The sequence below is a fragment of the Enterobacter cloacae complex sp. HYC033_NIDB genome, from assembly GCF_056673335.1.
In genome coordinates, this window is record NZ_CP115123.1 from 1,974,231 (window position 1) to 1,995,439 (window position 21,209).

Below are 21,209 nucleotides of genomic sequence, written 5' to 3' on the forward strand. Positions count from 1 at the left end.
CACCTCCTATGACATTGTTTTATAAAACTGCGGGCCGTCTGGTGTGGCCGCACGTAATTCGTTTTCCGAGTGCACTGAATAATTGCCGTCATCCCATCGCACCCAGGCTTTCGGGTGATCGCCTTCTGGCTCCAGTTGGCTATCCACCACGCCATGTATACCGCCGGTCTTCTTCTGGACTAATGCGCCCACATTAAAAGCAGCCATTGCACACCTTCCGGTTCGTGAAGAAATGAGATGAGAGCGCCCAGCGCCATAAGTGCGGCGATGAGCCAGTTCATGGGGTTTGATTGCATGATTAACTCCCAAAAGAAAACCCGCTCTGTGGCGGGTTCTATTTAGGTGAGGCAGGGATGTGGCGAACGGTCTATTCGGGCATTAAAGCGAGGAAATCTTTTTTATAAAGTTCTTTCAATTCAGACATAACCTCGGCAGAGGCCATTTCATGGGTAAGCAAAGTTCTGCCCAGACGTTTCTCAGCATCCTGCTGAAAATCAGAAAAACTCCCGATCAATACCCCAGTGTAGCCAGTTAGGATGGTGCACTGCTGCTGTGTCAGTTTCATCTAATTCCTCCTTTATGATTACGGTATTCTATCTCACTAAATTTTCGTACCCAATAGCCAGCTCATAACTGGCTATCAGTTGCGTCATAGTTGACTGCGGGCGTTCTTCAGATAATCAGGGTCAGGCACGATCTCATCACATACTTCTGGCTCTTCGAGAGCATCGCGAAACGCAACCGCTACAATCTTCCCACCCATAAATTCCATTCCTGCGTTAACAGACGGCTCTTTACCGTCCTCATACTCAAAGACGAACGTCATCTTTCCCATAATCCCTCCTCATGCCGCGCGCTGGGCACACAGCGATTTAATGTGCTCACTCGTCTCCAGTTCGGCGCGTATCTGTGCCGCCTCACGGTGATCGAGGTATTCAAAGTCATTATTAAAGCGGTCGATTGAAGCGGTGTTGATCCGACCCTGTCGCCAGTAGCGGACTATCTGTGATGTGAAGCTGTGGATGATGACGGGCCAACCGTGCTGGTCAGCGTAAATCTGACCCCGCTGAATTAGCTGGAACATTGGCTGACTCCTGCATCATGAGGTAGACAATCATTGCGGCACGAAGTGGGTTATCGTTAAAGCTATATGCATCGTTGGGATGAAAAGCCTCGGCTCCCCAGCCGCCTCTTTTGTCAGCTTCGCTCATTGCATAAAGGCTGATTTTATTTGCGGTTATAATCGGCCACGCATCCGCCGGGTTATTGCATGGATCGAAGAATTCCCACTTTCCATCCCTGACAATTAGGACGCGTTTCCCCGTCATTGAACCAATTAGCCTTGAAGCTATCTGAACCTTTCGATTAACTTCCTTATCACTCAACTTGCTGTAATCCATCACATCACCCCCGCTTGTCGCATTTGATACACCATTCACCCCAGCACATACGGCCGCAGTGTTTGCATATAGGCCACATCACATTCCCCTTTGCTTATTCTTCAGCTCAATGACAGATTGGCAATCCGCGCACGTCTGGCAGCCGGGAACGGCAGCGCGTCTGAATCATCCAGATAACACGCTCACGGAGGCCCGAGAATTGCCCGGTTCGCCCGGGCCTGCGGTAGAAGGGTGTGCGTTTCATGCTGCACGCTCTGTGATTTTCTGAATTTCAGATTCCAGATCTGCAATGAAGCTCTTAACCTCAGACTCGATTTCGCGCGCCAGCTCTTCATCGAAATGAATGCGCTTCTTGAAATAGGCGAGATCAGGCGGCAGGCGATCATCGAAACTAACGAAATCACACCATTTCCGCCCGGTGCACATCATCTGCGCATGCATTTGCAGCATGTACTGGCGCTTTGGCTCGCCAGTTTTCAGCGTTTCAAGATGGGTCCAGGTGTTGGGGCATTTGATTTCGATAAGCCCGTCGTCGTTAACAAGTCCGTCCGGGCTGGCTGCGAATCCGGGTATGGTTGGGTGATCGATGAGTCCAACTTCAGTGATTTCCGCATCGAACTCATTCAGCGCGTACATTTCGCGCGCCACTGGCTCAAGTTCAGTGCCGCGCATCATCGCGGCATTCGAAAACCCTTCCTCCAGCTTCCCGGTCAGTCGTTGGCAAATCAGCTCTGCCATGTAGTTCTGGCGGCTGGTGGAGTAGCCCGACTTAGTCCGGGCCATGACATCAGCCAGTCGACTGGCTGTGACCTTGCCGCAGCGCGCAGCAAACCATTCAGGGGTGCGTTGCTCCATCATTCAGCCTCCGCATCTGCGACATTGACAGGCTCGGCGTTGTCGACAGCAAGACTCATGTCATACATGCGTCGCTTCTCAACTGCTCCAATTACCTGCTTCTCTTCAGCGCTCAGCGCCACCCAGAACTCTTGATACTTAACGGTTCCAAGGCGCGCGGCAGACTCGCCTTTTGCGATCAGGTCCGGACGACGGCTATCTGATTCATGGCCTGCATGAACCTCTGCCGTTGTTCCTTCAATCACTCGCTCGGCCTCGTCCTGGTCGAAGATGCCAGCGAAACCAAAGGCCAGACGCGCGCACTGAATCAGCGTCTTGTGGCGAAGCATGCGTGTAGGGTGGGACTGCCATGGCTGAGTGTTGCGTTTGCACTCGCCCATATACTCGGTGACGATTGTCGGGTGCTTGCGGTCTTTGCGGTAAATCTTGCAGGTGCACGCGCCTTCCTCTTTGTCGTAAGAGAACTCCATACCGTCAAACTGAGGATGTTCGTTGATAATGCGAGCCCATCCATCAACGCCGACGACCGGGACAATCCCTCCTTTATCTGGGAAGGCATAAATCTCTTTTGTCCATGGGTTCAGGCCGTACTGGTTGGCGACGATCAACAGGGCTGTAAACTGCTCGTCCGTGACGTTGCCACCTTTGAACGCTGTATTCTTCAGCGTATTCATCAGGTCTGTACCGGCATCCATGCCGAGGCGTGCGGCCAGTTTCCCGGCCATGGTGGAAAGTGCAGTACTCATTGTTAAATCCCTCAAAAATTAAAACGGGCAGCCGGTACGGTGTTCCCAGTCGTATTCCGCCTGGGCGTAAGCAACTGCCGAAATGAAATCGTTGTAGGCCTCGCCAGCTTTATCGCTGCGAAGTCCTTCGTATGGGCTGAAGTCAATCGGGACTGAGAAGTGGAAGAGGCCGGACGGCTCTTTTGGCATCATGTCGATAATTTGCTGCGCCCGGTCGTCGATCCACTTCTCCTTCTCGTCGTCGAGCTGTTGCTCAACCCAGCGCCGTTCTTCGATGCGGTCGTAAGTGAGATACGCGTTCATGGCTGAACTCCTGAAATTTGGATGTGCAGATCCCGCCCGCATTGAGCCAGGCCGATCGGTTGAATAGGGTGATTAGTGCTGGATAGGGTTGCCGTGACCGTCCAGAAGAACGTCAATCACGCAGTCACTGAGGCGTATGATTTCTGCATCAGTGTGCAGGTAGACCCATTTACGCTCCTGAATGACTGCTGAGACGCGATAGGTGCGGCCTTCATGCATTGCCATCATGCCGGGCGTGACGCACTGGCGTATGAGCGGGGTGGTGCCGTAGTGATTGATCATACCTTCACCTCAACCTGTTCCAGGAGGCCAGCGATATGCATCTGCCAGCGGTTCAGCACCAGTTTTTCCCGCGGTGCCGATAGCGACGTCAGTTGCCACTCGTTATCGTTGAGCTTTTTGGCGGTGTACTGCTTGCCGTTGTGAGTGACTGTCATGATGCCTCCCGGGCGCGAAGCATTGCGTCAGCTATCTGGTACGCTTCGGTTGCTGTGCGGTCATCGCTACACAACCAGTCAGGATTCGCTAATCGACCCTGCATAGCCTTAGCTGCGAAGTAATCGCGCAGCGTCATGCCGCCAGAGCTGACTTCGAAACCATGTAAGTGACCAACTTCGTCGCGCTCCACGATAGAATTACACGGGAAAGCGCGCCCTCCAGTTTTATTGCTCATAAATCCTCTTGGCCTTATCGCGGCGAACGGAACGGTTAATACATGACTTCTGCGCTAATGGGCGGTGGATGGCCGCCGGTTGTCATAAATGGGCAGACTCGAAAATCTGCCTATGTATGGCCAATAAAAAACCCGCCTGAGCGGGTCATGACACCTTCTGTAGTGCTGATGTTCGGGGGTAATAAAACTTTGGTTTCGCCGTTGATCCTTCCTTCGGACCAACTTTTACGGTGTAACGCGTTTGTTTTTTGTATTCCCACACTTCCGTAATCACTCCAGTTTTCGTCTTCCAGCTGCCCGCGGCCTGACTTGACCACGTAACAACATCTCCTTTCTTAAACTCCATCGCCTTGCCCTCTGTCGTTACCCGCTGATGCGGGAGAAATGCTAAAGATGCCCAAACTCTTTCATTAGCATCTCTTCGTTATGTTTAATCTTTCGAATGGCGTATTCGCCATGATGGAAAACTGCCGCCTCGTTAAAAGCACGCACAGCATCAATTTTTGTTTGGAAAGTACCGAGGGCTATTTGCTTCCTGTTAACCTTGATCTGCGCTCTCCAGCTCCCATGACGCTTATCAATGCTGATCCCGATGTAACCGCTGGTGTTTGTTGATTTAATGGATACATTCCGGCAGTTTTCCTCACGCTTAGCCTCTCTGAGGTTAACTAGGCGGTTGTCAGCTTTATCGCCGTTGATGTGGTCGATAAAACCTTCAGGCCAGTGTCCATGCACATAAAGCCATGCGAGCCTGTGAGCAAAGTATTGCTTTTGGTCGATCAGGATCTTGATGTACCCGTAACTGGTTTGCGTCCCCGCATAAGGAGATTTATTGCGAGCGCCTTTGTTAAAGTTCCATTTGAAATGACCACTTTCAGGATCGTAAGTTAGGATTTTGCGGAGATACTCTTGGTTTAACTCAGGCCGCATAATTACCTCTCTGCTTGTTTACCGTCAGCCCCTCGCAAAGAGCTGCTGGTAACTCGTTTAGCCATAATTGCCGCTCTTCCTGAGCCCGCCTATGGTCCGACGCATGGTTTACTGTCGCGCCGTTCGACTGACCGAATCTCCACTTCGCCGCTGGCTAACTTCGCTCAGCTGTCGATGTTTCGTTTCGATGGCTTAACAATACTAGCGGTATTAATATATAGCAATACCGCCAGTATTAATAAATCTTTGATTAATACTAAGAGTATGAATTTGATGTGATTTTATTTTTGTAAATACCAGTGCTATGCTTAAAAAAACAGCAGGAGGGATGTGCATGGTTCTGGATGAAGAGCGTATAAGCATGAAAATTCAGGCGATGGGGCGGGCGGTCATGGAGTTGTCACTGGCAGATTTACCTATGACCCAGCAAAACATCATCGACAAGCTGGAGCAGTACCGGAAGGAAACAGGAAACGTGATAGGGAAGGGCGTGAACAGGGATGCCGCTGAGATAGCGCGGAAAGGAAATTAAAAAACCCGGCAATGCCGGGGCCGGGGTTACTTGAGAACCAACCCATTTAGTGCATCAAGTATTTTGGCTACATAATTACCAAAAATATATGCGCAAAAAGAGAAAACCACTGTGATGACAACAGCGGAGGCTTTAATGGTGGTTTTAAGCGAGCCAATTGCTGTTTCAATTGTTGCTAACCTGGAATCAATAGACTTAATATCCGATTTAATATCAGATACATCGCGCTTTATGTACTCAATATCGGATTCCAGTCTTGCAACTCTACTTTCCATCTCACCACCTCCGCCGCTACCGCCACCATGTTGTGGAAAACGATCCCAGACGACTGTTGCATCTTCTTTGTGCTGATTCATAGTCTACTCGGCATTAGTTTTTTTGTCATTCTTCTCCAGCCACGATAGAACTGGGTGCGCAGAGAATCTGTTTTCATATCCGCAATTTTTGCAAATTATGCGGTAGTTGTACTGAAGCAAGGAGTGTAATGGTTCAAACCCAAATGAGCTTACTTTTGATGGGTTTACATACGTAAACCATTCTCCAGTCGGCTTATCTCCGTCATAAATTTGCTCGCTGGCCTGTGGTACGGCCATATCTGCACTGCCACATATAGGGCATGAGACGATTGGAACGCCTCGTTCTGCTAGGAATTGAGACAGTAATTCAGGTGATAGCGCTCTAAATTTTCGCCAAAGCACCTCCATTAGCTCGCGCTCTCGTTTTTCCTGATCTGATTCTTCCATTATCCCCTCAGCGTAATTTCAGTGCGCCTGCTAAACCAGCCGCAGCTTCGTCTCTACAGCAACACCGATAATTCGACAGTTACCATTCACCGGAACAAGAGGCCATTGCGGGTTTAGACCCTTCAGGTACTTCTGCCCACCGTCGATCACTAACTTCTTAAATGTTGCCTCGTTCGAATCGGATAGCTTTGCTATTACCAGACTGCCATTTACCGCATCTCTACCGGTGTCGAAAAGTACATAGGTTCCTTCAGGTATGCTCAAGCCAGTAGGGGCTGTCATTGACTCGCCCTCAACGAGCAACCAGAACGCGTCACCCTGAATGTGAGCATTCGACTCAAGCCACAGATCTATATCTTTTAGGGTGTATGGCTCAACCGCTTCGCACCATGCGCCCGCCTGAATTTTGCTAATCACCGGATATTTTGAGCCAGGTGAATAATGCCCTGCGAAAGAAGTATTTTCCGACGCCACCGAGCTCATATCAGAGATATCCTTCGCAAGTGACGGGCTGAAATCAGAGACACTAACCCCAAGAAGCCTGGCAAAGACCGATGCTACCGCTGTATTTAAGGCATTCCTTCCATTGAGGTAATGGCCGACGGCACCCTGAGAAATGTCCAGCGCGTCCGCAATGGATTGCTGAGTAATACCCAGTTCTTTTTTCTTCGCTTCGTAAAGGGCTTTTAAACGCTGTGAATCAGCCACTTGAGCGGGGGTGAGAATCTTTTTCTTTTCCATTATCAGATATTAATACCAAAGCTCATATTTTAAAAATACCGCAGGTATTGCTTTATGTAATACTTCTGGTATTGTTTGGTTATGCACTCAAAGGAGCAACCACATGAAGATTTCTTTAGCTGAGTTTGTTGGCGAGGTAGGTCAGGCCAAAGCAGCTGACGCTATCGGTGTACACCAGACGGCAATCAGCAAGGCAATTAGGGTTGGGCGTCAGATTTTTATCAACCGACTGCCCGACGGGAAAATCAAGGCTGAAGAAATCAAGCCTTTCCCGCACAGCAAAACCCCGTAAGTACTACCGCTCTTTAACAACATGGAACCCAAATTTACTCGGCTGATTCGTCAGCCGACTCAACAACTTATTAAGGATTTTAACTAATGGAAAACACAACTACCCGAAACAAAGCCCAGGCTCGAAAAATTGAGTCCTGGATCCTGAATCAGATTGCTATTCGCGGTGCCTCTAACGTTGCAAAGGCATTGGGGATGGATAAGTCGGGTATCACCCGCTGGAAGGAAAGTATGCTGCCGAAGCTGTCGATGTTACTGGCGGTTCTGGAGTGGGGCGTCGTAGATGACGATATGGCGCGGCTGGCAAAGCAGGTAGCTGAGATTCTCACAAAAGAAAAACCCCAAGCGAGCGGTAACTCGTTCGGGGCTTAAGAAACTGTGTCACGTCAACAACACTAATTTCAGGAGTAATTATGCCAAAAAAACCTCGGTTGTACCAGGCGGCAGTACACAAAAATATTGCTCGTGACCGGTTCATCAAATCCTGTAACCCGGCTGTTGGTGTAAAGCTGAGAGCCATCATCGAAGAACTAAAGCGGAAGGAGAACGGTCATGAGTAGCCCTGCAACAGTAACACCAATCAGGCCGATTCTGGCGGCCGTGGAGCGTCAGGTGGCAGATCTCGATGATGGTTACGCCAGACTATCAAATATGCTCCTTGAGGCGTATTCAGGCGCCGATCTGACAAAGCGACATTTTAAAGTGCTGCTTGCCATTCTGCGCAAAACCTACGGTTGGAATAAGCCAATGGACAGAATAAGCGATTCGCAACTTAGCGAGATAACAAAGTTGCCAGTCAAGCGGTGCAATGAAGCCAAGTTAGAACTCGTCAGAATGAACGTTATCAAGCAACAAGGCGGCATGTTCGGACCAAATAAAAACATCTCAGAATGGTGCATCCCTCAAAATGAGGGGAAATCCCCTAAAACGAGGGAGAAAGCATCCCTCAAAATGAGGGAGTCGTATCCCTCAAAACATGGGGACACAAAAGACACTATTCAAAAGAAAGAAAGAAAAGATCCCCCTAAATCCCCCCAGGTGGAAAACTCACTCGCTCAGGAAGTGATGGATTACTTCAACGAGCTAACGGGTAGTCGTTGTGCTGCGCTGGCACCTTTTGAGAAAGCTCTCTCCACAGTGAAGAGCAAAGACCAGTGCTACACCGCTGAAGAGCTGAAGCTGGTTATCCGCTGGGCCCATGTGAACTGGGGTCACAGCTTCAAGCCAGAGAACCTGTGCCGTATGACCCGCTTTGATGGATACCTGTCAGACGCCCTGATATGGGCAGATGGTCATGGAAGCAACCCGAAAGCCTGTCCGCACGAAGAGATCATCAAGCTCTGGAATGAAAAATTCCCTTCGAAGGCCGTTTCACTGCATGAGTGGAACCGCCGCCGTCCGGCCTATCGAGACCTGGAAGCTGTGTGGAACGGCAAAACCACCCAGGGCAACTGGCGAGAACTGAAGCACATGGGAATGGCCTTCGAGCTGATTAGCAAGTCTTCCCTGTTCGGCACCAGAGGCGATCAGCCATGGCTGACTCTCGACTGGATACTGAATCCGAAGAACTGGGGATCTGTCTACGAGCAGGCCATCAACGAGCACCGTGAGCGCAAGGGAGTGAAAGCATGAGCCGTTTTATTGATTTATACGTTGAGCAGGCCGTCATCGGCGGGATCATGCTCGCAGCGGGCCGCACTGACGGCGTTGACATGGCGACTGACGCGATTGAGGGGCTGACTGAGGACCACTTCACAGCAACGCCTCACAAGGTGGCTCTGCGGTCCTATAAGCGCCTTAACGAATCCGGGGAGAAGATAGACCTGCTGACACTGACCAGCGACCTTGAGCGCCTTGGAGCGCTGGAGAGTGCGGGCGGATTCGCTTACCTGGCTGAATGCAGCAAGAACACACCGTCGTTCGCGAACCTTGCCTCGTACTGCGAAAAGTTGCGGGAAATGCATCTCGGCCGCCGGATGACCCTGGCGCTACAGGTAGGGATCCAGAAGCTGTCCGAACCATCCAGTGAGGGTATCGCTGACATCATCGGCAACATACAGGCCGATATCTCCGGTATTGAGCACAGTGCTGACTATGGCACCGAGCACATCACTACCGGGATCGACATGTCGTTAGATACCATCCAGTCGATTATTAGCGGCGATATCTGGAAGCACAAAACCGAGCTTGGCATGGCAACCATCGACAGCGCTTTTGGCGGGTTCAACAACACCGATTTCATCGTGGTTGGCGGTCGCCCGGGCATGGGGAAAACCATGTTCAGCACCACCGTGACCGAGACTGTCGGCCTGAAAAACAAAAAGCCTGTGCTGTTCTTCAGCCTCGAAATGCCAGTTGATCAGATCTCCGAACGTGTCGCGTTCCACCGGGCCCGGGTGAGCAAAGAGGATTTACTCAGCAAGCAGAGCGGCGTGATGGATGGTGCCTGGGGAAAGGTCGGCCACTGCATGAAGGATTTCATCGAAGCCCCGATCTATATCAACGACAAGCCATCCCTAAGCGTTCACCAGGTGCGTGCGGAAGCGCGGCGTATGAGTAAGAAGCTGGGCGGACTGGGCGTGGTAATCGTCGATTATCTCCAGAAGATGCGCATGTCTGACCCTGAGAACATGAACCGCAGCGTAGGGGAGATCGCCACCGGCCTGAAGAACCTGGCGAAAGAGTTGCGTTGCCCGGTCATCGCACTGGCTCAGCTTAACCGTAAGGTCGAAGAACGTGCTAATAAGCGCCCGGTCGCAGCTGACCTCCGCGAGTCCGGTGTTATCGAGCAGGAAGCCGATGTGATTTTCATGATCTACCGGGATGAGAAATACAACCCGAACACCGAACTGAAAGGCATCACAGAAATCATCTGTGTGAAGTCCCGCCATGCGCCGGGGGCAGAAAAAACCTACCACTTCAGCAGCCGCTACTCCGGCCTGGACCCGGTAGATTTCACCTACAGCGGCCAGATGCAACAGGAGGCTGACTATGAGTGCTAAGACGATGAAAGGCAAACAGGCAATTCTGCGTTATCTCGAAACGCACAGGACCTTTACCGCTAAGGATGTGGCCGCCGAGTGTGGCATGACCATCAACTGCATCACGAAGAACGCTATCGATCTGGAGCGGGCCCGCAAGATTGTGCGCGTGAACAAGGTCTGGCGAACGGTGACTTATCGCCTGGCGACACCGGAAGAGCAGGCTGGTACCGCGCGCAGCTGCACCAACGGAATATTTCAGGAGTGCCGCAACAGTCCGGCGATGAGAAGGGTATTGATGGTTTGGGGGAGGGTAGGGGGATGAAATTATTTGAGATGGAAGGTTTTCTGCGCGGCAAGTGCATTCCACGCGATCTGAAGGTCAACGAAACCAATGCTGAGTATCTGGTGCGTAAATTTGCTGAAGCGGATGCCAAGTGCGCGGCGCTGGCTGCGGAGAATGCGGGGCTGAAGTCAGCGATTGAAAAGCATGCTGACAGTTACATCATGTGCGGATATTGCCGAACTGAGCGCGATGGCAAGAACGACGATGTTTGTGAAGTGCTTGATTCAATCCCAGCTACCGACGCTTTCCTGGCTGAAGTGCGGGCCGCCGCAGTAGATGAAGTTTGCCTGAAAATTAGCAATGCAATTATTAATTGCTATCAGGACGAACAAATTGGGCTTGATGCAGCAGCAACTATCTGCGGTGACTTCACCGCCCAGCTTCGCAAAGGAGTGCAGTCATGAGCATTCTGGACATTCTAAACACTGGCCTCGCTCTGATGGGGTGGTTATTCATCATGTTCAAAACGGGCCAGTGGTTTATCTCCATTGCGCTAAAGCAGTGGGAGAAGCGTAGAAAACTATCTCGTAGACAGAAGGCAGTACACGAATTTTACGATGCGTTTGACTTGTCCAGCATCGAACCAGGAACAACGGTGCGCCTGGCGACTAAAGGCGATCTGACAATCATGATGTATCGCACAGAAGGAGCCGACCAATGAGCAACATCGACAAACACATCGACAAACAGGCGCTGCGTGATCAAAGCGTTGAAGGATCATTTTACCTGGTGGAATGCTGCAATTGCGGTGAAATGTACCCCAGCAACCTTCTGGATGGTGGAGAAGCAATTGCTGACTCCGGGGATTACGGCGATTGCTACTGCCATCTGTGCGGAGCAGATGACACGGAACGGGCGGATTGGGGAGACGTAAATTCGAATGAAGCAAAGGCGTGGAATTTTCAGCAGAAGCGCATTGAGGCGCTGCTGGATGAGCTGGAAGCAAAAGACTCAACCATAGCCACTCAGCAGCAGGAGATACGAACGCTTCTTAATGCGTTAGGGCAATCATCAGAGAAGAGAAATTCTGACCTTCCTGACCAGAAGCGAATTATTGGTTGGCGAGCATCAGACTACACCGACGAGACATCTGACCCTGAGCTAGCTAAAAACTGGGCCGCTGCAATTGGTGTGCTGCCGATTTTTGAAGGCGACGTGAATACAAAATTAAGCGCCGCCGCAGCCGGTAAAGGAGAGGCATCATGAGTACAGGTGAGTGCATTGCTCTAATGGTTGGCTTTATAGCCTGCGTTTTATTGATTTCTGACCTGGGGTTGCTGAAATGAAAATTACCAAACAGGAAGTGCAAGCAGTTTCTGGTTTGAGGGCTGGCTACACCCTCGGTCACGCTGATGTGACAATCCTCAATGAGCTGGCGCGTATCGCGCTGGCATCGCTCGAAGCGCAGCCTGTAACGGAATGGACCAACGAGCAGTGCCTGGAGTTCCTGTCGATCGCTTTCCGGCATGCGAAAATTAAAGGCGACCTTGAGTTTGATGATATCCGCCTGGGTGTGAAGATGGTCAATTGTAGCCGCGCCGCCGTGCTTCAGGGTAAAGCCGAACTTGTTACCGCGCATCCAGAACTAACTGTTTGGTACGGCTCAATGCCTGAAACGAACGGCAAAACAAACTGGACGGCAATGCTGCATCGTAAAGGCCATCACCCGTGGGAAGGCATCACAATAGACCGCTCAGAGTATCCAGAGCGCGTGCGATATGAAGCTGACCGCATGCGCCATCTGATAGGTGAGCTGACTGATGAGCCGGATATTCTGGCTTATGATGCCGACGCACACAGCGGGTATGCCGAACCTGTAAGCCAGCGTGATGAGTTGCCGTATGACCCGCAAATTGCCGCATACGAGAAAATCATGGAGCAGGCTATCCCGGATGGTTACGCACTGGTGCCGGTTGAGCCGACAGAAGACATGATTGTCGCGGGTTTTGAGTCCAGACCGGATGAGTCCTTCAGTAAATCGGAAGAATGGGAGGCCTACCAAAGAATGAGTGGGTGTGAACAGGCAGCGCACCGGGCTAAGTTGTGCTGGGCGGCCATGCTCAAAGCAGCACCGCAGCAGGAGTAATTAGATGCCAAAATTCAAGAGAATAATCATTAGCTACATCAATGGAGATCCAAAAGAGTTGATGAAGAAGGCAGGGTTTACATGGAAGTTTTCTAAGCCTGTTCCGATAGCTGACTCTGTTGAGTTTTATTGTTGCGAGCGCAGGAAAAAAGGTCCATTACCGGAACACTTTCATAGTGTCGGATGGAGTGATGACATGGCATTTTTATACTTCACGGATGAGCAGATTGAGGTATGCAAGCAGTGGGCAGCAGCACCGCAGCAGGAGGTGAAGTGATGGCCGCATTTAGAGACTTCAGTGCGACGGACTGGTTATTTTTCGCAACGATGGTGATCGCATGGTTTTACCTGGCAGCCAAAGCGCATGGCTGGTTTATTGGTTTTCTGTTTCGCCGTTGTTGGCGCTGGTGGAACCGGAAAGACGAGAAAACCCTAGCTATGGATTCGTTTTACGAGGCTTTTGATCTGGCTGATATCAATCCTGAGGATAGCATGGTGATCACCACCCATAGTGGAATGACGATCCGCATTCATCGGCCCGAGGCTAAGCGCGACGTAAAACCGCTTTGACGCACAAAACTCAGGCCTCTTCGGAGGCCTTTCTCTTCAGTTGATTTTGTTGAATCAACCGTCCATACTTTCTTTGCTGATGGCCTGAACACCCATTGGTGACTTCTGCGCATTTAAGGGGACTTAAATGCGACCACAATCTGAACTCCTCACCTTGTCACAGATGCAGAAATGCACCTGCGATTTTCTGCATTCGGCGTTACCTCTCGGAGGTGGCGTATGAAGCAGCCTGTTTTCTACCTCCGCGACGAACGCGTTCGCGATAACCTCATCGACTACATCAGGAAGCTGCCCGTTAACGACGCTCTGCCGCTCGTGGTGAAGTTTTCTGAGGCTGGCCGCACTCTCGCCCAAAACGACCTCTTCCACGCTCTCTGTGGCGATACAGCGAAGCAATTGCAATGGGCTGGCAAGTCACGCGACCTCGCTTCATGGAAAGTCCTGTATGTCTCAGGCCATGCCATTGCCACCGGTAAGCCTGGTGAAGTGGTGCCGGGTCTGGAAGGGGAGTTCTGCGCCATCCGGGAAAGCACTGCGAAGATGGGCATCCGTCGCATGACCAGTCTCATCGAATACAGCCAGGCATTTGCTATGCAAAACGGCGTGCAACTCCGTGAAGTTCGCTACTCAGGTGATTACTTCGGGAGGGTTGCGTAATGGCTAGCCCTCTCGCACGCGTCATCACCAATGAAATCTTCCGCGTTCCGGCGCGCCGCCAGCGCAAGCCGGCGGTTAAGCCGTCCGAAATCCCGACACTGAAAGACTACACCGCCCGCCTGGTGGATCAGAAATGGCTGCGTCTCGCGGCACGGAGGGCGCATGGCTAATTTATGCAAAGCGGCACGCGGCCGCGAATGTCAGGTGCGGATCCCCGGCGTATGCAACGGCAATCCTGAAACCTCAGTACTGGCTCACATTCGTCTTGCTGGCCTCTGCGGTACCGGAATCAAGCCGCCAGACCTGATCGCCACCATCGCATGCAGCAGTTGCCACGACGAGATTGATCGCCGCACCCGCTTGGTCGATGCGGAATATGCAAAGGAGTGCGCGCTGGAGGGCATGGCCCGCACACAGGTTATCTGGCTGAAAGAGGGGCTCGTAAAAGCATGAATGAATATCGCATCAGCCTCCCGTGGCCGCCGAGCAACAACCGCTACTACCGGCATAACCGCGGGCGCACGCACATCAGCACAGAGGGGCAGGCGTACCGCGACAGTGTCGCCAGAATCATCAAAGACTCAATGCTGGATATCGGCCTAGCTACACCCGTGAAAATACGTATTGAGTGCCATATGCCGGATCGCCGCCGCCGCGACCTGGACAATCTGCAAAAGGCCGCGTTCGACGCCCTGACGAAATCCGGGTTCTGGCTCGATGACCAGCAGGTCGACTACTACAGCGTGAAGAGGATGCCAATCGTGAAAGGCGGCAGGCTTGAACTGACCATCACCGAACTGGAGGTCGAATGAACCACACAGACTTCCTGCGGTACCAGGCAGAAAGCGTTAAGCGCGCCAACCTACCGCCAGTAGCAAAGCACAGCCAGACCAAAACCAACCAGCCACAGAAGGAAGCCGCATGAACAGTCAGCAACTGGAATACGTACGTCAGCAGCTCATTGTGGCGACCGCAGATCTGAGCGGGGCGACGAAAGGGCAGCTGGTAGCTTTCGCCGAGAACGCACAATTCACCGCGACGGCGCGCAGCCGGGGACGGAAGAAAGTCACTGACCCGGTCACCGGCCGTAAAGTTAACCCGCACGGCCCAGCGATGAGTGGCAGCCAGTCCCGCGCAAAGGGATCATCGATTGCGCTGGTTGGGCCGGTTGAGTTCGTGACCGCATCCTGGCGCCGCGCAGTCCTGTCGCTGGAAGACCATCAGAAGGCATGGCTGCTCTGGAACTACAGCGAGAACATCAAATTCGAGTACCAGGTGGCGATAACCCAGTGGGCATGGGCTGAGTTCCGTGAGCAGCTCGGCGCGAAGAAGGTGGCGGGCAAGACGATGGAGCGCCTGAAGAAGCTTATCTGGCTGGCGGCGCAGGACGTCAAAGCGGAGTTGGCAGGACGTGAGACGTACGAATATCAGTCGCTGGCGTCGCTGGTTGGCGTAACGCCAAAGAACTGGTCAGAGACGTTTACGGACCGCTGGGTTGATATGCGGCGCATCTTCCTGCGCCTGGATAGCGGGGCGTTATTGCAGGTTACGCGATCACGTTCACAACAAAAGGCGACAAATTCGGAGGATCAAAAATGAAAAAGATTAACCAGAGCGCGTTAAAAGAGCTTCTAAGTTATGACGAGAAGACGGGCGTATTTACGTGGATTAAAAAACGTCAGAATGTAGTAGTAGGAAGAGTGGCGGGGCATATAGATAGACTTGGTTACGAAAGGATAACCATTTCAGGAAAAATATATCTCTCCCATCGTTTAGCATGGCTTTATGTTCATGGATATTTGCCGGAAAAAGAGATAGATCACATAAACAGAATAAGAAATGACAACAGGATTGCCAATCTAAGAGAGGCAACCAGCCAACTAAACTCCCTCAATACTGGCATGTATAAAAACAACACATCAGGAAGCAAGGGCATTTACTTCAACAAGAAGGCCAAAAAGTGGCAGGCTCAAATTCTTATAGACGGAAAGCGCGAGTACTTAGGTCTCTACGATGATGTAAAAAGAGCGGATATAGCATACAGAATTGCTAATCACTTCAGGCTTGCAAAACTGGATTGAAACGCATATATTTCATGTAAATCTGATATCGTCGCCATAGCTTCGATTGTCGACAAAGAATTAAGAGCCCGAGGTTAAAGCCTTGGGCTTTTTTATTTCCAAATTTCACAAGCGCACCGCAATGCGCTTTCAACTACGTCGAATCCAAAACCCTTTGAAATGAGCCTTTGAGGAAGTCAGTTAGTGCTGGCGAGCCTCGACGGGCTGATTTCCTATGCGACAAAGGTTCATCTCAAAGAAGGCAAACGCCATGTTAAAAGATCCTTCCAAGGAAGAGATTGAAAAATACTTCTTTTGCGACCCAGATGTCGGGAGCATTGTCAGGATAGCCAACTCAAGTACAGCAAAGGCCGGGGAAAACCCAATTTATGTTAACAAGTGTGGTTACCACATGGTCAGCGCTCTGGGTCAGGTGATTGGCCTACACCGAATAGTTTGGATCGTGGCGAAGGGATCTATCCCTGAAGGTATGGAAATTGACCATATCAACGGCGACAAGAGCGACAACAGAATTACCAATCTGCGCCTTTGTACGCCAACACAGAATAGGCAAAACAAGACCAAATATAAAAACAACAAATCTGGCTTTAAAGGGGTTTACTACGAAACAGCTCAACGGGTTAAGAAACCATGGAGAGCAAGGATTGTTGTTAATAAAAAGGCGATCAGCTTGGGTAACTTTATGACCAAGCATGAGGCTCATCAGGCCTATCAAGATGCCGCAAAAAAATATTTTGGCGAATTCAATAGGCCCTAACTTTCAGGTTCACGGGAACCATCATCGACACGCCTACTTGTTAAATCGTCCCGAGGGCCTGACCTAATCAACCAGCACCAAGCAGGTGCGAACATGAAGAAAACCACTATGCAAGACAGACCAGATACCTGGGCGGTGATGCTTGCGTGGCTTGTAAACCACAAAAACGAAGCTGGCTATTCGGTACTGGCTTTTGTCATGTCGATACTCGCTACCTCGCGCGGCGCGAAATCAAAGTGGAAAGACCGGATCGCCGGCGCAACGATGTGCGGAATCCTTTGCTTCTTCGCACAGCCGACACTTACGGCTATATGGGCAATCTTCAACTGGAATTTCCCCCCTGAGCTTTGCTGGCCGATCTCGGCTGGCGTCGGGTATGTGGGGGTGGATTCGCTTTTCGCCTATGCGCGCCGTCGCCTTGGCCTGAATGAACCGGGAGACAAAGCAAATGCTGACCCTCAGTAAATTTCAGCAAGCAACGGGCACCAGTTCGGCACTGGCCGGCAAGTGGTTTCCAGTCGTGCTGGCTGCAATGCAGAAGTACGACATAGGCACACCGTTAAGGCAGGCGCACTTCCTCGCGCAGGTGGGGCATGAATCATCTGGCTTCGTGCATGTGGAAGAGAGCCTGAATTACCGCTACGGCGCATTGCTGGCAATGTTCGGCAATCGAATCAGCCAGGAAGATGCTTTCAGATATGGTCGTGTAGATTCAGGCCAGAATGCTCACCCTGCCGACCAGAAAATGATTGGCAGCATCATCTACGCCAACCGGAACGGGAACGGCGATCGCAACAGTGGTGATGGATATCGTTACCGCGGGCGCGGACTGATTCAGGTTACGGGGAAAGCGAATTACGCCGCGCTGGTCAAACAGCTTGGCGTTGATATCGTGAAGAGCCCGGAACTACTTGCTCAGCCTCAATATGCTGCTGAATCCGCAGCTGCCTGGTGGAGCAATCACGGACTTAACGCTATCGCTGACTCAGATGATGTTAGCCGCATCACCAGAATCATCAACGGTGGTACCAACGGACTGGAGGACAGGAAAGCCCGCTTGACTAAAGCTAAGGGGGTTTTATGTTCGGGTTAATCAGTTTATTCCGCATTTTCAAAAACAATGCGCACATTCTCATTCCTTGCGCGTTCATCATTCTCGTCGCTATCTGCCTGTGGGGGCTGAACGCCCGCAATCATCAGCTGACGGCGACGAACGACAGGCTGACACAGCTTAACGACAGCAAGGATGTGCAGATCAACGACCTGAGGGCTAAAAATGACGATCTGGCGGGGAGCGTTAAAGAGCTTGCTGGCGCTGTTAACAGGCAAAACGTGGTCATGTCTGAGGTCGCAGAGCAAAGGGCAGAATCGGCGAAGCAGAACCGAATGCTACAGAGCGAGATTAAGCGCTACCTGGCGGCAGATAAGTGCGCTGCTGCTCCTGTTCCTGATGCCGCTGTTGAGCGGTTGCGCGCAGCAGCAGAATCCGCCCGTGGAATACCGGGTGATAAAGCAGCCGGTTCTGAGCCTTCCGGCGGAACTGACGTCGCGCATTGATGTGCCTGATCTGCCAGACAATCCCACATACGGTGACAGCGTTTCGATGAACGCAACGCTTTACGGAATTGTCGGGCAGTGCAACATCGATCGGGCAGCAATTCGCAAAATAGAGAAAGGGCTAAATGATGAAAACCAACCAGTGCAGTGAAGGTTTCGACAACCCATCCAGGTTCCGCGAGGAATGGGATAAGCAGACCCAGGAGAAATAGAGCCTCATCCCTGAGGTTCTGACACAGTCTCTCCTCTGGACTTTAACCGTAGCAAATTCTCATAGCTTCGCATTAACGCGAGGTATCAGTTAAACAGGAGTAATACATGGCTAAGTTTTACCCGCGCATCTCCGCTTTCCTTTCAGGGTGCTGGGCGTTTATCGCGTCCCTTTCGCTAAACAGCGACATCATCAGTCGCGCGGCGTTCTCACTGCGCCGGGTGGTGGATCGAGTCATTTCCGCATTCGCTGTGAAAACCGCGCCTGAAAAGGCTGATTGGCGAATCGTAGAGCGAATGTGTAGCGAAAGTGTTCGAGAGAAGATTAACGTCTTTGGCCGACACCCTCGCAACACCGGCGCGCTGTGCAGTCCACTGCTGTAGGCATTACAGAAGCTCTTCACTGAGGGGCTTCGATAATGATATGTGTAACCCCGCAAGGATGGTGATCACATCTTGCTGACGGGTAAGCCGTAAGTGGCTAAGCACTTCTGAGAAGCAGGGCAACAGCTGCGACAAGACAACGAGGTAATCATGTCTGACATCTACCAAATCACGCTTACCACCCAAACAGGCGAAACCTTCACGGGCAAGATGTCACGCCGTCAACCTGAGCTGGTTAACGGCTTTGTGCCGCTGGCGACCGAGACGGGGCAGTGGTTGTATTTCGCTCCTGCTGATGTAAAGCGTGTGGAGTTCACTCCGGTACCAGATGAGCAAGCCGAACAGCCAGAAGAACAAACAACGGAGTAACCAATGAGCAAACCAGATTGGGAGGCCATTGAATCGGCTTACCGGGCTGGTTCATTGTCAGTAAGGGCAATCGGCGAAAAGCATGGCGTTAACCATGCCACCATCCTGAAGAGAGCGAACAAAGAAGGATGGCAGCGCGACCTGACAGAAAAGGTCAGGGCGGCAACGAAAGCCAAGGTAACCAAGTCGGTAACCAAAGACGGTAACCAGCCACCGGTGGTTACTGATGAGCAGATTATTGACCAGGCCTCCGATGAGGCGGCTGCTGTAGTCATGGCTCATCGGGAAAGTCTGGCGGCATGGCGCGGCATCACAAATAAGCTCCGCGACTTCCTCGAAGACGCAGATATCACGGAAGAGAATCACGCCTCAATGTCTCGCTCGATCACTGCCGGTGTCGATGCTCAAATCAAAGTGATAAACGCTGAGCGCAAGGCGTATAACCTCGACACCGAGGAAGGCAATAAGACGGTTGATGACCTGTCTAACCTGATGGATTCACTGTCTCAGGGGGCGTAATGAAACCTGAGCACCTCAAGCTGCTGGCTGACAAAGACTGGCGGTTGAACAATCTCTACTGGATCACCGACAAAGAGGGAAAGCCGACGCGGTTCAGGATGACGCCTGAGCAGCGGGAATACTTCGATGGGATCCACACCCGTAACATCATCCTGAAAGCTCGTCAGCTCGGTTTCACAACTGAGGTGTGCATCATCCAGCTCGACGCAGCCCTGTTCGAGTCGGCTAAATGCGCGCTGATCGCCCATACGCTGAATGACGCAAAGCGCCTGTTCCGCGAAAAGGTGAAGTACGCATACGACAAGCTGCCAGCAGAGATAAAGGCGGCCAACCCGGCGAGCAATGACTCGTCTGGTGAGCTGGTCTTTAAGAAGGGCGGCTCGCTATACGTCAGTACGTCGTTTCGTGGTGGTACGTTGCGTTACCTGCACGTTTCCGAGTTCGGGAAGATATGCGCCAAGTATCCTGACAAAGCCCGTGAGATCGTCACTGGTGCGTTTGAGGCGGTATCGACTGGATGCTTCGCTACCATCGAAAGCACAGCAGAGGGCCGGGCGGGTTACTTCTTTGATTACTGCCAGGCGGCAGAGAAAGCACTGTTGCAGAGTAAGCCCTTATCCGCACTGGACTGGAAGTTTTTCTTCTTCTCCTGGTGGAAGAACCCGCAGTACGCAATCGACCCAGTTGAATCGCTGCCGGCGCGCCTGCTTGAGTACTTCGCCGAGATGGAGGCTAAGCACGGCGTAGTCGTCAACGAACGCCAGAAAGCCTGGTACTACGCCAAAGAGAAAACGCTCGGCGATGACATGAAGCGCGAATACCCGACCATTCCGGCCGAGGCGTTCCAGCAGTCGGTCGAGGGCGCGTACTACGCCAAACAATTCCGCTGGCTCTATACCAACAAGCGGATCGGCCAAATCCCTGATAACTCGCACCTTCCGGTACACACGTTCTGGGATATCGGTGTGGGTGACTCAACGGCGATCTGGTTCGTTCGCGAGGTTGGCGAAGAGTTCCATATCATCGACTACTACGAAAACTCTGGTGAAGGCCTGCGGCACTACATGAAGGTGCTGAAGGATAGGGGTTATGAGTACGGTGAGCACTGGGGGCCGCACGACATCGATAACCGTGAATTCGGTGCTGACGCCAAATCCCGCAGAGAACTTGCCCGTGAAGGGTATGAAATCGACGGGCAGGTTTACAGCATGACGTTTCAGGTGGTTCCGAAAGTGGGAATAGACACTGGCATTGAGTCGGTGCGCGAAATCCTTCCGTCCTGTGTATTCGATGAGGAGAAGTGTGCCGAGGGCATATCTCACCTCGAGGGCTACCGCAAGGAGTGGGACGACAAGCGCGGGTGCTGGAAAGATAAACCGCTTCATGACTTCACATCACACGGTGCTGACGGCTTCCGTTACTTTGCAGTAGCGAAGAACAATCACAAGCAGGTCGGCGCAGTATTCTTCTAAGGAGCT

43 protein-coding genes and 2 pseudogenes are annotated in these 21,209 nt (G+C 51.8%); 29 read left to right on the top strand and 16 right to left on the bottom strand.

What is annotated here, in order from left to right; translation table 11 throughout:
• Positions 1-6: 6 nt before the first annotated feature.
• The 13 genes and pseudogenes from O1721_RS09310 to O1721_RS09370 form a co-directional block, all read right to left on the bottom strand.
• Complete coding sequence (locus O1721_RS09310; RefSeq protein ID WP_032668696.1) at positions 7-207, bottom strand: hypothetical protein; 201 nt, start codon at positions 205-207, stop codon at positions 7-9.
• A gap of 160 nt (positions 208-367) precedes the next feature.
• Positions 368-565, bottom strand: coding sequence for a DUF7736 domain-containing protein (locus O1721_RS09315; protein ID WP_032104950.1), 198 nt, complete (start codon positions 563-565; stop codon positions 368-370).
• 84 nt (positions 566-649) lie between these two features.
• Complete coding sequence (locus tag O1721_RS09320; RefSeq protein ID WP_047058280.1) at positions 650-835, bottom strand: hypothetical protein; 186 nt, start codon at positions 833-835, stop codon at positions 650-652.
• Positions 836-844: 9 nt separating this feature from the next.
• Entirely contained in the window at positions 845-1,084 is a 240-nt protein-coding gene (locus O1721_RS09325) for a DUF4222 domain-containing protein (RefSeq protein WP_059452782.1), read from the bottom strand.
• The gene (locus O1721_RS09330) at positions 1,047-1,400 is read right to left on the bottom strand and encodes a phage protein NinX family protein (protein WP_032668698.1); all 354 of its coding nucleotides are present in this window, start codon (positions 1,398-1,400) and stop codon (positions 1,047-1,049) included. Before O1721_RS09330 ends, O1721_RS09325 begins: the two co-directional genes overlap by 38 nt.
• Before the next feature lie 78 nt (positions 1,401-1,478).
• Positions 1,479-1,562, bottom strand: a pseudogene (locus O1721_RS09335) (TraR/DksA C4-type zinc finger protein); the annotation flags it as partial.
• Positions 1,549-1,644 (bottom strand): annotated as a pseudogene (locus O1721_RS09340) (regulator); the annotation flags it as partial. The pseudogenes O1721_RS09340 and O1721_RS09335, both read right to left, overlap by 14 nt.
• On the bottom strand, positions 1,641-2,258 hold the full coding sequence (locus O1721_RS09345) for a lambda exonuclease family protein (protein WP_032647504.1): 618 nt from the start codon (positions 2,256-2,258) through the stop codon (positions 1,641-1,643). The pseudogene O1721_RS09340 and the gene O1721_RS09345, both read right to left, overlap by 4 nt.
• Entirely contained in the window at positions 2,255-3,001 is a 747-nt protein-coding gene (bet, locus tag O1721_RS09350; RefSeq protein ID WP_032647505.1) for a phage recombination protein Bet, read from the bottom strand. The genes O1721_RS09345 and bet overlap by 4 nt, the downstream gene beginning before the upstream one ends.
• Positions 3,002-3,019: 18 nt before the next feature.
• Positions 3,020-3,304: a host nuclease inhibitor GamL gene (gene gamL, locus O1721_RS09355; protein WP_032647507.1), complete on the bottom strand. Its 285-nt coding sequence runs from the start codon at positions 3,302-3,304 to the stop codon at positions 3,020-3,022.
• Between the two features lie 72 nt (positions 3,305-3,376).
• On the bottom strand, positions 3,377-3,586 hold the full coding sequence (locus O1721_RS09360; RefSeq protein ID WP_006809788.1) for a cell division protein FtsZ: 210 nt from the start codon (positions 3,584-3,586) through the stop codon (positions 3,377-3,379).
• A complete protein-coding gene (locus O1721_RS09365; RefSeq protein ID WP_017693159.1) occupies positions 3,583-3,741 on the bottom strand; it encodes a hypothetical protein in 159 nt (52 codons plus the stop codon). Before O1721_RS09365 ends, O1721_RS09360 begins: the two co-directional genes overlap by 4 nt.
• Positions 3,742-4,364: 623 nt before the next feature.
• Positions 4,365-4,907, bottom strand: coding sequence for an HNH endonuclease (locus O1721_RS09370; protein WP_047058706.1), 543 nt, complete (start codon positions 4,905-4,907; stop codon positions 4,365-4,367).
• A 334-nt stretch (positions 4,908-5,241) separates the two neighbouring features.
• On the opposite strand from O1721_RS09370, the gene O1721_RS09375 reads away from it, so the two are divergent.
• A complete protein-coding gene (locus O1721_RS09375; protein ID WP_047058705.1) occupies positions 5,242-5,439 on the top strand; it encodes a hypothetical protein in 198 nt (65 codons plus the stop codon).
• A gap of 26 nt (positions 5,440-5,465) precedes the next feature.
• On the opposite strand, the gene O1721_RS09380 is transcribed toward O1721_RS09375, so the two are convergent.
• The 3 genes from O1721_RS09380 to O1721_RS09390 are packed head-to-tail and all read right to left on the bottom strand — an operon-like array spanning position 5,466 to position 6,923.
• A complete protein-coding gene (locus O1721_RS09380; RefSeq protein ID WP_045889108.1) occupies positions 5,466-5,795 on the bottom strand; it encodes a hemolysin XhlA in 330 nt (109 codons plus the stop codon).
• A 3-nt stretch (positions 5,796-5,798) separates the two neighbouring features.
• On the bottom strand, positions 5,799-6,182 hold the full coding sequence (locus O1721_RS09385; protein ID WP_032668232.1) for a hypothetical protein: 384 nt from the start codon (positions 6,180-6,182) through the stop codon (positions 5,799-5,801).
• A gap of 30 nt (positions 6,183-6,212) precedes the next feature.
• Positions 6,213-6,923: a LexA family protein gene (locus tag O1721_RS09390; protein ID WP_105322442.1), complete on the bottom strand. Its 711-nt coding sequence runs from the start codon at positions 6,921-6,923 to the stop codon at positions 6,213-6,215.
• Between the two features lie 103 nt (positions 6,924-7,026).
• Between O1721_RS09390 and O1721_RS09395 the strand changes: the two genes are divergently transcribed.
• The 28 genes from O1721_RS09395 to O1721_RS09530 all read left to right on the top strand — a co-directional run bounded on the left by O1721_RS09395 (position 7,027) and on the right by O1721_RS09530 (position 21,203).
• A complete protein-coding gene (locus O1721_RS09395; protein WP_023306036.1) occupies positions 7,027-7,215 on the top strand; it encodes a Cro/CI family transcriptional regulator in 189 nt (62 codons plus the stop codon).
• An 86-nt stretch (positions 7,216-7,301) separates the two neighbouring features.
• On the top strand, positions 7,302-7,586 hold the full coding sequence (locus O1721_RS09400; protein WP_032668703.1) for a CII family transcriptional regulator: 285 nt from the start codon (positions 7,302-7,304) through the stop codon (positions 7,584-7,586).
• Positions 7,587-7,627: 41 nt separating this feature from the next.
• Entirely contained in the window at positions 7,628-7,774 is a 147-nt protein-coding gene (locus tag O1721_RS09405; protein ID WP_224213928.1) for a hypothetical protein, read from the top strand.
• Entirely contained in the window at positions 7,767-8,846 is a 1,080-nt protein-coding gene (locus O1721_RS09410) for a replication protein (protein ID WP_105322443.1), read from the top strand. Before O1721_RS09405 ends, O1721_RS09410 begins: the two co-directional genes overlap by 8 nt.
• Positions 8,843-10,216 carry a replicative DNA helicase gene (locus O1721_RS09415; RefSeq protein ID WP_105322444.1) on the top strand — a complete coding sequence of 458 codons (1,374 nt, stop codon included), beginning with the start codon at positions 8,843-8,845 and terminating at the stop codon, positions 10,214-10,216. The genes O1721_RS09410 and O1721_RS09415 overlap by 4 nt, the downstream gene beginning before the upstream one ends.
• 4 nt (positions 10,217-10,220) lie before the next feature.
• Positions 10,221-10,520: a protein ren gene (locus O1721_RS09420; RefSeq protein ID WP_176690891.1), complete on the top strand. Its 300-nt coding sequence runs from the start codon at positions 10,221-10,223 to the stop codon at positions 10,518-10,520.
• On the top strand, positions 10,517-10,945 hold the full coding sequence (locus O1721_RS09425; RefSeq protein WP_233171517.1) for a hypothetical protein: 429 nt from the start codon (positions 10,517-10,519) through the stop codon (positions 10,943-10,945). The genes O1721_RS09420 and O1721_RS09425 overlap by 4 nt, the downstream gene beginning before the upstream one ends.
• On the top strand, positions 10,942-11,202 hold the full coding sequence (locus O1721_RS09430) for a DUF4752 family protein (protein ID WP_105322446.1): 261 nt from the start codon (positions 10,942-10,944) through the stop codon (positions 11,200-11,202). The genes O1721_RS09425 and O1721_RS09430 overlap by 4 nt, the downstream gene beginning before the upstream one ends.
• Positions 11,199-11,747: a hypothetical protein gene (locus O1721_RS09435; protein ID WP_225455246.1), complete on the top strand. Its 549-nt coding sequence runs from the start codon at positions 11,199-11,201 to the stop codon at positions 11,745-11,747. Before O1721_RS09430 ends, O1721_RS09435 begins: the two co-directional genes overlap by 4 nt.
• Before the next feature lie 76 nt (positions 11,748-11,823).
• Positions 11,824-12,627: a hypothetical protein gene (locus O1721_RS09440; RefSeq protein WP_225990900.1), complete on the top strand. Its 804-nt coding sequence runs from the start codon at positions 11,824-11,826 to the stop codon at positions 12,625-12,627.
• A gap of 4 nt (positions 12,628-12,631) precedes the next feature.
• The gene (locus tag O1721_RS09445) at positions 12,632-12,904 is read left to right on the top strand and encodes a hypothetical protein (RefSeq protein WP_202212716.1); all 273 of its coding nucleotides are present in this window, start codon (positions 12,632-12,634) and stop codon (positions 12,902-12,904) included.
• Positions 12,904-13,197: a DUF4752 family protein gene (locus O1721_RS09450; protein WP_202212717.1), complete on the top strand. Its 294-nt coding sequence runs from the start codon at positions 12,904-12,906 to the stop codon at positions 13,195-13,197. Before O1721_RS09445 ends, O1721_RS09450 begins: the two co-directional genes overlap by 1 nt.
• A gap of 219 nt (positions 13,198-13,416) precedes the next feature.
• Complete coding sequence (locus O1721_RS09455) at positions 13,417-13,854, top strand: recombination protein NinB (protein ID WP_116298938.1); 438 nt, start codon at positions 13,417-13,419, stop codon at positions 13,852-13,854.
• Positions 13,854-14,024 carry a NinE family protein gene (locus tag O1721_RS09460; protein ID WP_193143726.1) on the top strand — a complete coding sequence of 57 codons (171 nt, stop codon included), beginning with the start codon at positions 13,854-13,856 and terminating at the stop codon, positions 14,022-14,024. Before O1721_RS09455 ends, O1721_RS09460 begins: the two co-directional genes overlap by 1 nt.
• Positions 14,017-14,307 carry a DUF1364 domain-containing protein gene (locus O1721_RS09465; RefSeq protein WP_015964709.1) on the top strand — a complete coding sequence of 97 codons (291 nt, stop codon included), beginning with the start codon at positions 14,017-14,019 and terminating at the stop codon, positions 14,305-14,307. Before O1721_RS09460 ends, O1721_RS09465 begins: the two co-directional genes overlap by 8 nt.
• Positions 14,304-14,666: a crossover junction endodeoxyribonuclease RusA gene (gene rusA, locus O1721_RS09470; protein WP_023330220.1), complete on the top strand. Its 363-nt coding sequence runs from the start codon at positions 14,304-14,306 to the stop codon at positions 14,664-14,666. Before O1721_RS09465 ends, rusA begins: the two co-directional genes overlap by 4 nt.
• A complete protein-coding gene (locus tag O1721_RS09475) occupies positions 14,663-14,779 on the top strand; it encodes a hypothetical protein (protein WP_023330221.1) in 117 nt (38 codons plus the stop codon). The genes rusA and O1721_RS09475 overlap by 4 nt, the downstream gene beginning before the upstream one ends.
• On the top strand, positions 14,776-15,453 hold the full coding sequence (locus O1721_RS09480; protein WP_063135716.1) for a bacteriophage antitermination protein Q: 678 nt from the start codon (positions 14,776-14,778) through the stop codon (positions 15,451-15,453). Before O1721_RS09475 ends, O1721_RS09480 begins: the two co-directional genes overlap by 4 nt.
• Positions 15,450-15,935, top strand: coding sequence for an HNH endonuclease signature motif containing protein (locus O1721_RS09485; protein WP_063135715.1), 486 nt, complete (start codon positions 15,450-15,452; stop codon positions 15,933-15,935). Before O1721_RS09480 ends, O1721_RS09485 begins: the two co-directional genes overlap by 4 nt.
• Before the next feature lie 250 nt (positions 15,936-16,185).
• A complete protein-coding gene (locus tag O1721_RS09490) occupies positions 16,186-16,692 on the top strand; it encodes an HNH endonuclease (protein ID WP_479953788.1) in 507 nt (168 codons plus the stop codon).
• A 93-nt stretch (positions 16,693-16,785) separates the two neighbouring features.
• Positions 16,786-17,157, top strand: a complete 372-nt coding sequence (locus O1721_RS09495) for a phage holin family protein (protein ID WP_048961198.1) — start codon at positions 16,786-16,788, stop codon at positions 17,155-17,157.
• Positions 17,141-17,785: a glycoside hydrolase family 19 protein gene (locus tag O1721_RS09500; RefSeq protein ID WP_047058797.1), complete on the top strand. Its 645-nt coding sequence runs from the start codon at positions 17,141-17,143 to the stop codon at positions 17,783-17,785. Before O1721_RS09495 ends, O1721_RS09500 begins: the two co-directional genes overlap by 17 nt.
• On the top strand, positions 17,773-18,249 hold the full coding sequence (locus O1721_RS09505; RefSeq protein WP_032647543.1) for a hypothetical protein: 477 nt from the start codon (positions 17,773-17,775) through the stop codon (positions 18,247-18,249). The genes O1721_RS09500 and O1721_RS09505 overlap by 13 nt, the downstream gene beginning before the upstream one ends.
• Positions 18,143-18,400 carry an Rz1-like lysis system protein LysC gene (lysC, locus tag O1721_RS09510; protein ID WP_418921723.1) on the top strand — a complete coding sequence of 86 codons (258 nt, stop codon included), beginning with the start codon at positions 18,143-18,145 and terminating at the stop codon, positions 18,398-18,400. The genes O1721_RS09505 and lysC overlap by 107 nt, the downstream gene beginning before the upstream one ends.
• Before the next feature lie 167 nt (positions 18,401-18,567).
• A complete protein-coding gene (locus O1721_RS09515; protein ID WP_032647545.1) occupies positions 18,568-18,843 on the top strand; it encodes a hypothetical protein in 276 nt (91 codons plus the stop codon).
• 150 nt (positions 18,844-18,993) lie between these two features.
• Positions 18,994-19,212, top strand: a complete 219-nt coding sequence (locus O1721_RS09520; protein ID WP_063162582.1) for a hypothetical protein — start codon at positions 18,994-18,996, stop codon at positions 19,210-19,212.
• 3 nt (positions 19,213-19,215) lie between these two features.
• Positions 19,216-19,731, top strand: a complete 516-nt coding sequence (locus O1721_RS09525; protein WP_047058639.1) for a hypothetical protein — start codon at positions 19,216-19,218, stop codon at positions 19,729-19,731.
• Positions 19,731-21,203 (top strand): terminase, encoded by a 1,473-nt coding sequence (locus O1721_RS09530; protein WP_047058637.1) that lies wholly within the window; start codon positions 19,731-19,733, stop codon positions 21,201-21,203. Before O1721_RS09525 ends, O1721_RS09530 begins: the two co-directional genes overlap by 1 nt.
• Positions 21,204-21,209 lie beyond the last annotated feature (6 nt).

What these genes read in the sequence shown, in the direction of transcription:
- O1721_RS09310 (WP_032668696.1), bottom strand. Translation starts at nt 207, where the DNA reads ATGGCTGCTTTTAATGTGGGCGCATTAGTCCAGAAGAAGACCGGCGGT.
- O1721_RS09315 (WP_032104950.1), bottom strand. Translation starts at nt 565, where the DNA reads ATGAAACTGACACAGCAGCAGTGCACCATCCTAACTGGCTACACTGGG.
- O1721_RS09320 (WP_047058280.1), bottom strand. Translation starts at nt 835, where the DNA reads ATGGGAAAGATGACGTTCGTCTTTGAGTATGAGGACGGTAAAGAGCCG.
- O1721_RS09325 (WP_059452782.1), bottom strand. Translation starts at nt 1,084, where the DNA reads ATGTTCCAGCTAATTCAGCGGGGTCAGATTTACGCTGACCAGCACGGT.
- O1721_RS09330 (WP_032668698.1), bottom strand. Translation starts at nt 1,400, where the DNA reads ATGGATTACAGCAAGTTGAGTGATAAGGAAGTTAATCGAAAGGTTCAG.
- O1721_RS09345 (WP_032647504.1), bottom strand. Translation starts at nt 2,258, where the DNA reads ATGATGGAGCAACGCACCCCTGAATGGTTTGCTGCGCGCTGCGGCAAG.
- bet (WP_032647505.1), bottom strand. Translation starts at nt 3,001, where the DNA reads ATGAGTACTGCACTTTCCACCATGGCCGGGAAACTGGCCGCACGCCTC.
- gamL (WP_032647507.1), bottom strand. Translation starts at nt 3,304, where the DNA reads ATGAACGCGTATCTCACTTACGACCGCATCGAAGAACGGCGCTGGGTT.
- O1721_RS09360 (WP_006809788.1), bottom strand. Translation starts at nt 3,586, where the DNA reads ATGATCAATCACTACGGCACCACCCCGCTCATACGCCAGTGCGTCACG.
- O1721_RS09365 (WP_017693159.1), bottom strand. Translation starts at nt 3,741, where the DNA reads ATGACAGTCACTCACAACGGCAAGCAGTACACCGCCAAAAAGCTCAAC.
- O1721_RS09370 (WP_047058706.1), bottom strand. Translation starts at nt 4,907, where the DNA reads ATGCGGCCTGAGTTAAACCAAGAGTATCTCCGCAAAATCCTAACTTAC.
- O1721_RS09375 (WP_047058705.1), top strand. Translation starts at nt 5,242, where the DNA reads ATGGTTCTGGATGAAGAGCGTATAAGCATGAAAATTCAGGCGATGGGG.
- O1721_RS09380 (WP_045889108.1), bottom strand. Translation starts at nt 5,795, where the DNA reads ATGAATCAGCACAAAGAAGATGCAACAGTCGTCTGGGATCGTTTTCCA.
- O1721_RS09385 (WP_032668232.1), bottom strand. Translation starts at nt 6,182, where the DNA reads ATGGAAGAATCAGATCAGGAAAAACGAGAGCGCGAGCTAATGGAGGTG.
- O1721_RS09390 (WP_105322442.1), bottom strand. Translation starts at nt 6,923, where the DNA reads ATGGAAAAGAAAAAGATTCTCACCCCCGCTCAAGTGGCTGATTCACAG.
- O1721_RS09395 (WP_023306036.1), top strand. Translation starts at nt 7,027, where the DNA reads ATGAAGATTTCTTTAGCTGAGTTTGTTGGCGAGGTAGGTCAGGCCAAA.
- O1721_RS09400 (WP_032668703.1), top strand. Translation starts at nt 7,302, where the DNA reads ATGGAAAACACAACTACCCGAAACAAAGCCCAGGCTCGAAAAATTGAG.
- O1721_RS09405 (WP_224213928.1), top strand. Translation starts at nt 7,628, where the DNA reads ATGCCAAAAAAACCTCGGTTGTACCAGGCGGCAGTACACAAAAATATT.
- O1721_RS09410 (WP_105322443.1), top strand. Translation starts at nt 7,767, where the DNA reads ATGAGTAGCCCTGCAACAGTAACACCAATCAGGCCGATTCTGGCGGCC.
- O1721_RS09415 (WP_105322444.1), top strand. Translation starts at nt 8,843, where the DNA reads ATGAGCCGTTTTATTGATTTATACGTTGAGCAGGCCGTCATCGGCGGG.
- O1721_RS09420 (WP_176690891.1), top strand. Translation starts at nt 10,221, where the DNA reads ATGAAAGGCAAACAGGCAATTCTGCGTTATCTCGAAACGCACAGGACC.
- O1721_RS09425 (WP_233171517.1), top strand. Translation starts at nt 10,517, where the DNA reads ATGAAATTATTTGAGATGGAAGGTTTTCTGCGCGGCAAGTGCATTCCA.
- O1721_RS09430 (WP_105322446.1), top strand. Translation starts at nt 10,942, where the DNA reads ATGAGCATTCTGGACATTCTAAACACTGGCCTCGCTCTGATGGGGTGG.
- O1721_RS09435 (WP_225455246.1), top strand. Translation starts at nt 11,199, where the DNA reads ATGAGCAACATCGACAAACACATCGACAAACAGGCGCTGCGTGATCAA.
- O1721_RS09440 (WP_225990900.1), top strand. Translation starts at nt 11,824, where the DNA reads ATGAAAATTACCAAACAGGAAGTGCAAGCAGTTTCTGGTTTGAGGGCT.
- O1721_RS09445 (WP_202212716.1), top strand. Translation starts at nt 12,632, where the DNA reads ATGCCAAAATTCAAGAGAATAATCATTAGCTACATCAATGGAGATCCA.
- O1721_RS09450 (WP_202212717.1), top strand. Translation starts at nt 12,904, where the DNA reads ATGGCCGCATTTAGAGACTTCAGTGCGACGGACTGGTTATTTTTCGCA.
- O1721_RS09455 (WP_116298938.1), top strand. Translation starts at nt 13,417, where the DNA reads ATGAAGCAGCCTGTTTTCTACCTCCGCGACGAACGCGTTCGCGATAAC.
- O1721_RS09460 (WP_193143726.1), top strand. Translation starts at nt 13,854, where the DNA reads ATGGCTAGCCCTCTCGCACGCGTCATCACCAATGAAATCTTCCGCGTT.
- O1721_RS09465 (WP_015964709.1), top strand. Translation starts at nt 14,017, where the DNA reads ATGGCTAATTTATGCAAAGCGGCACGCGGCCGCGAATGTCAGGTGCGG.
- rusA (WP_023330220.1), top strand. Translation starts at nt 14,304, where the DNA reads ATGAATGAATATCGCATCAGCCTCCCGTGGCCGCCGAGCAACAACCGC.
- O1721_RS09475 (WP_023330221.1), top strand. Translation starts at nt 14,663, where the DNA reads ATGAACCACACAGACTTCCTGCGGTACCAGGCAGAAAGCGTTAAGCGC.
- O1721_RS09480 (WP_063135716.1), top strand. Translation starts at nt 14,776, where the DNA reads ATGAACAGTCAGCAACTGGAATACGTACGTCAGCAGCTCATTGTGGCG.
- O1721_RS09485 (WP_063135715.1), top strand. Translation starts at nt 15,450, where the DNA reads ATGAAAAAGATTAACCAGAGCGCGTTAAAAGAGCTTCTAAGTTATGAC.
- O1721_RS09490 (WP_479953788.1), top strand. Translation starts at nt 16,186, where the DNA reads ATGTTAAAAGATCCTTCCAAGGAAGAGATTGAAAAATACTTCTTTTGC.
- O1721_RS09495 (WP_048961198.1), top strand. Translation starts at nt 16,786, where the DNA reads ATGAAGAAAACCACTATGCAAGACAGACCAGATACCTGGGCGGTGATG.
- O1721_RS09500 (WP_047058797.1), top strand. Translation starts at nt 17,141, where the DNA reads ATGCTGACCCTCAGTAAATTTCAGCAAGCAACGGGCACCAGTTCGGCA.
- O1721_RS09505 (WP_032647543.1), top strand. Translation starts at nt 17,773, where the DNA reads ATGTTCGGGTTAATCAGTTTATTCCGCATTTTCAAAAACAATGCGCAC.
- lysC (WP_418921723.1), top strand. Translation starts at nt 18,143, where the DNA reads ATGCCGCTGTTGAGCGGTTGCGCGCAGCAGCAGAATCCGCCCGTGGAA.
- O1721_RS09515 (WP_032647545.1), top strand. Translation starts at nt 18,568, where the DNA reads ATGGCTAAGTTTTACCCGCGCATCTCCGCTTTCCTTTCAGGGTGCTGG.
- O1721_RS09520 (WP_063162582.1), top strand. Translation starts at nt 18,994, where the DNA reads ATGTCTGACATCTACCAAATCACGCTTACCACCCAAACAGGCGAAACC.
- O1721_RS09525 (WP_047058639.1), top strand. Translation starts at nt 19,216, where the DNA reads ATGAGCAAACCAGATTGGGAGGCCATTGAATCGGCTTACCGGGCTGGT.
- O1721_RS09530 (WP_047058637.1), top strand. Translation starts at nt 19,731, where the DNA reads ATGAAACCTGAGCACCTCAAGCTGCTGGCTGACAAAGACTGGCGGTTG.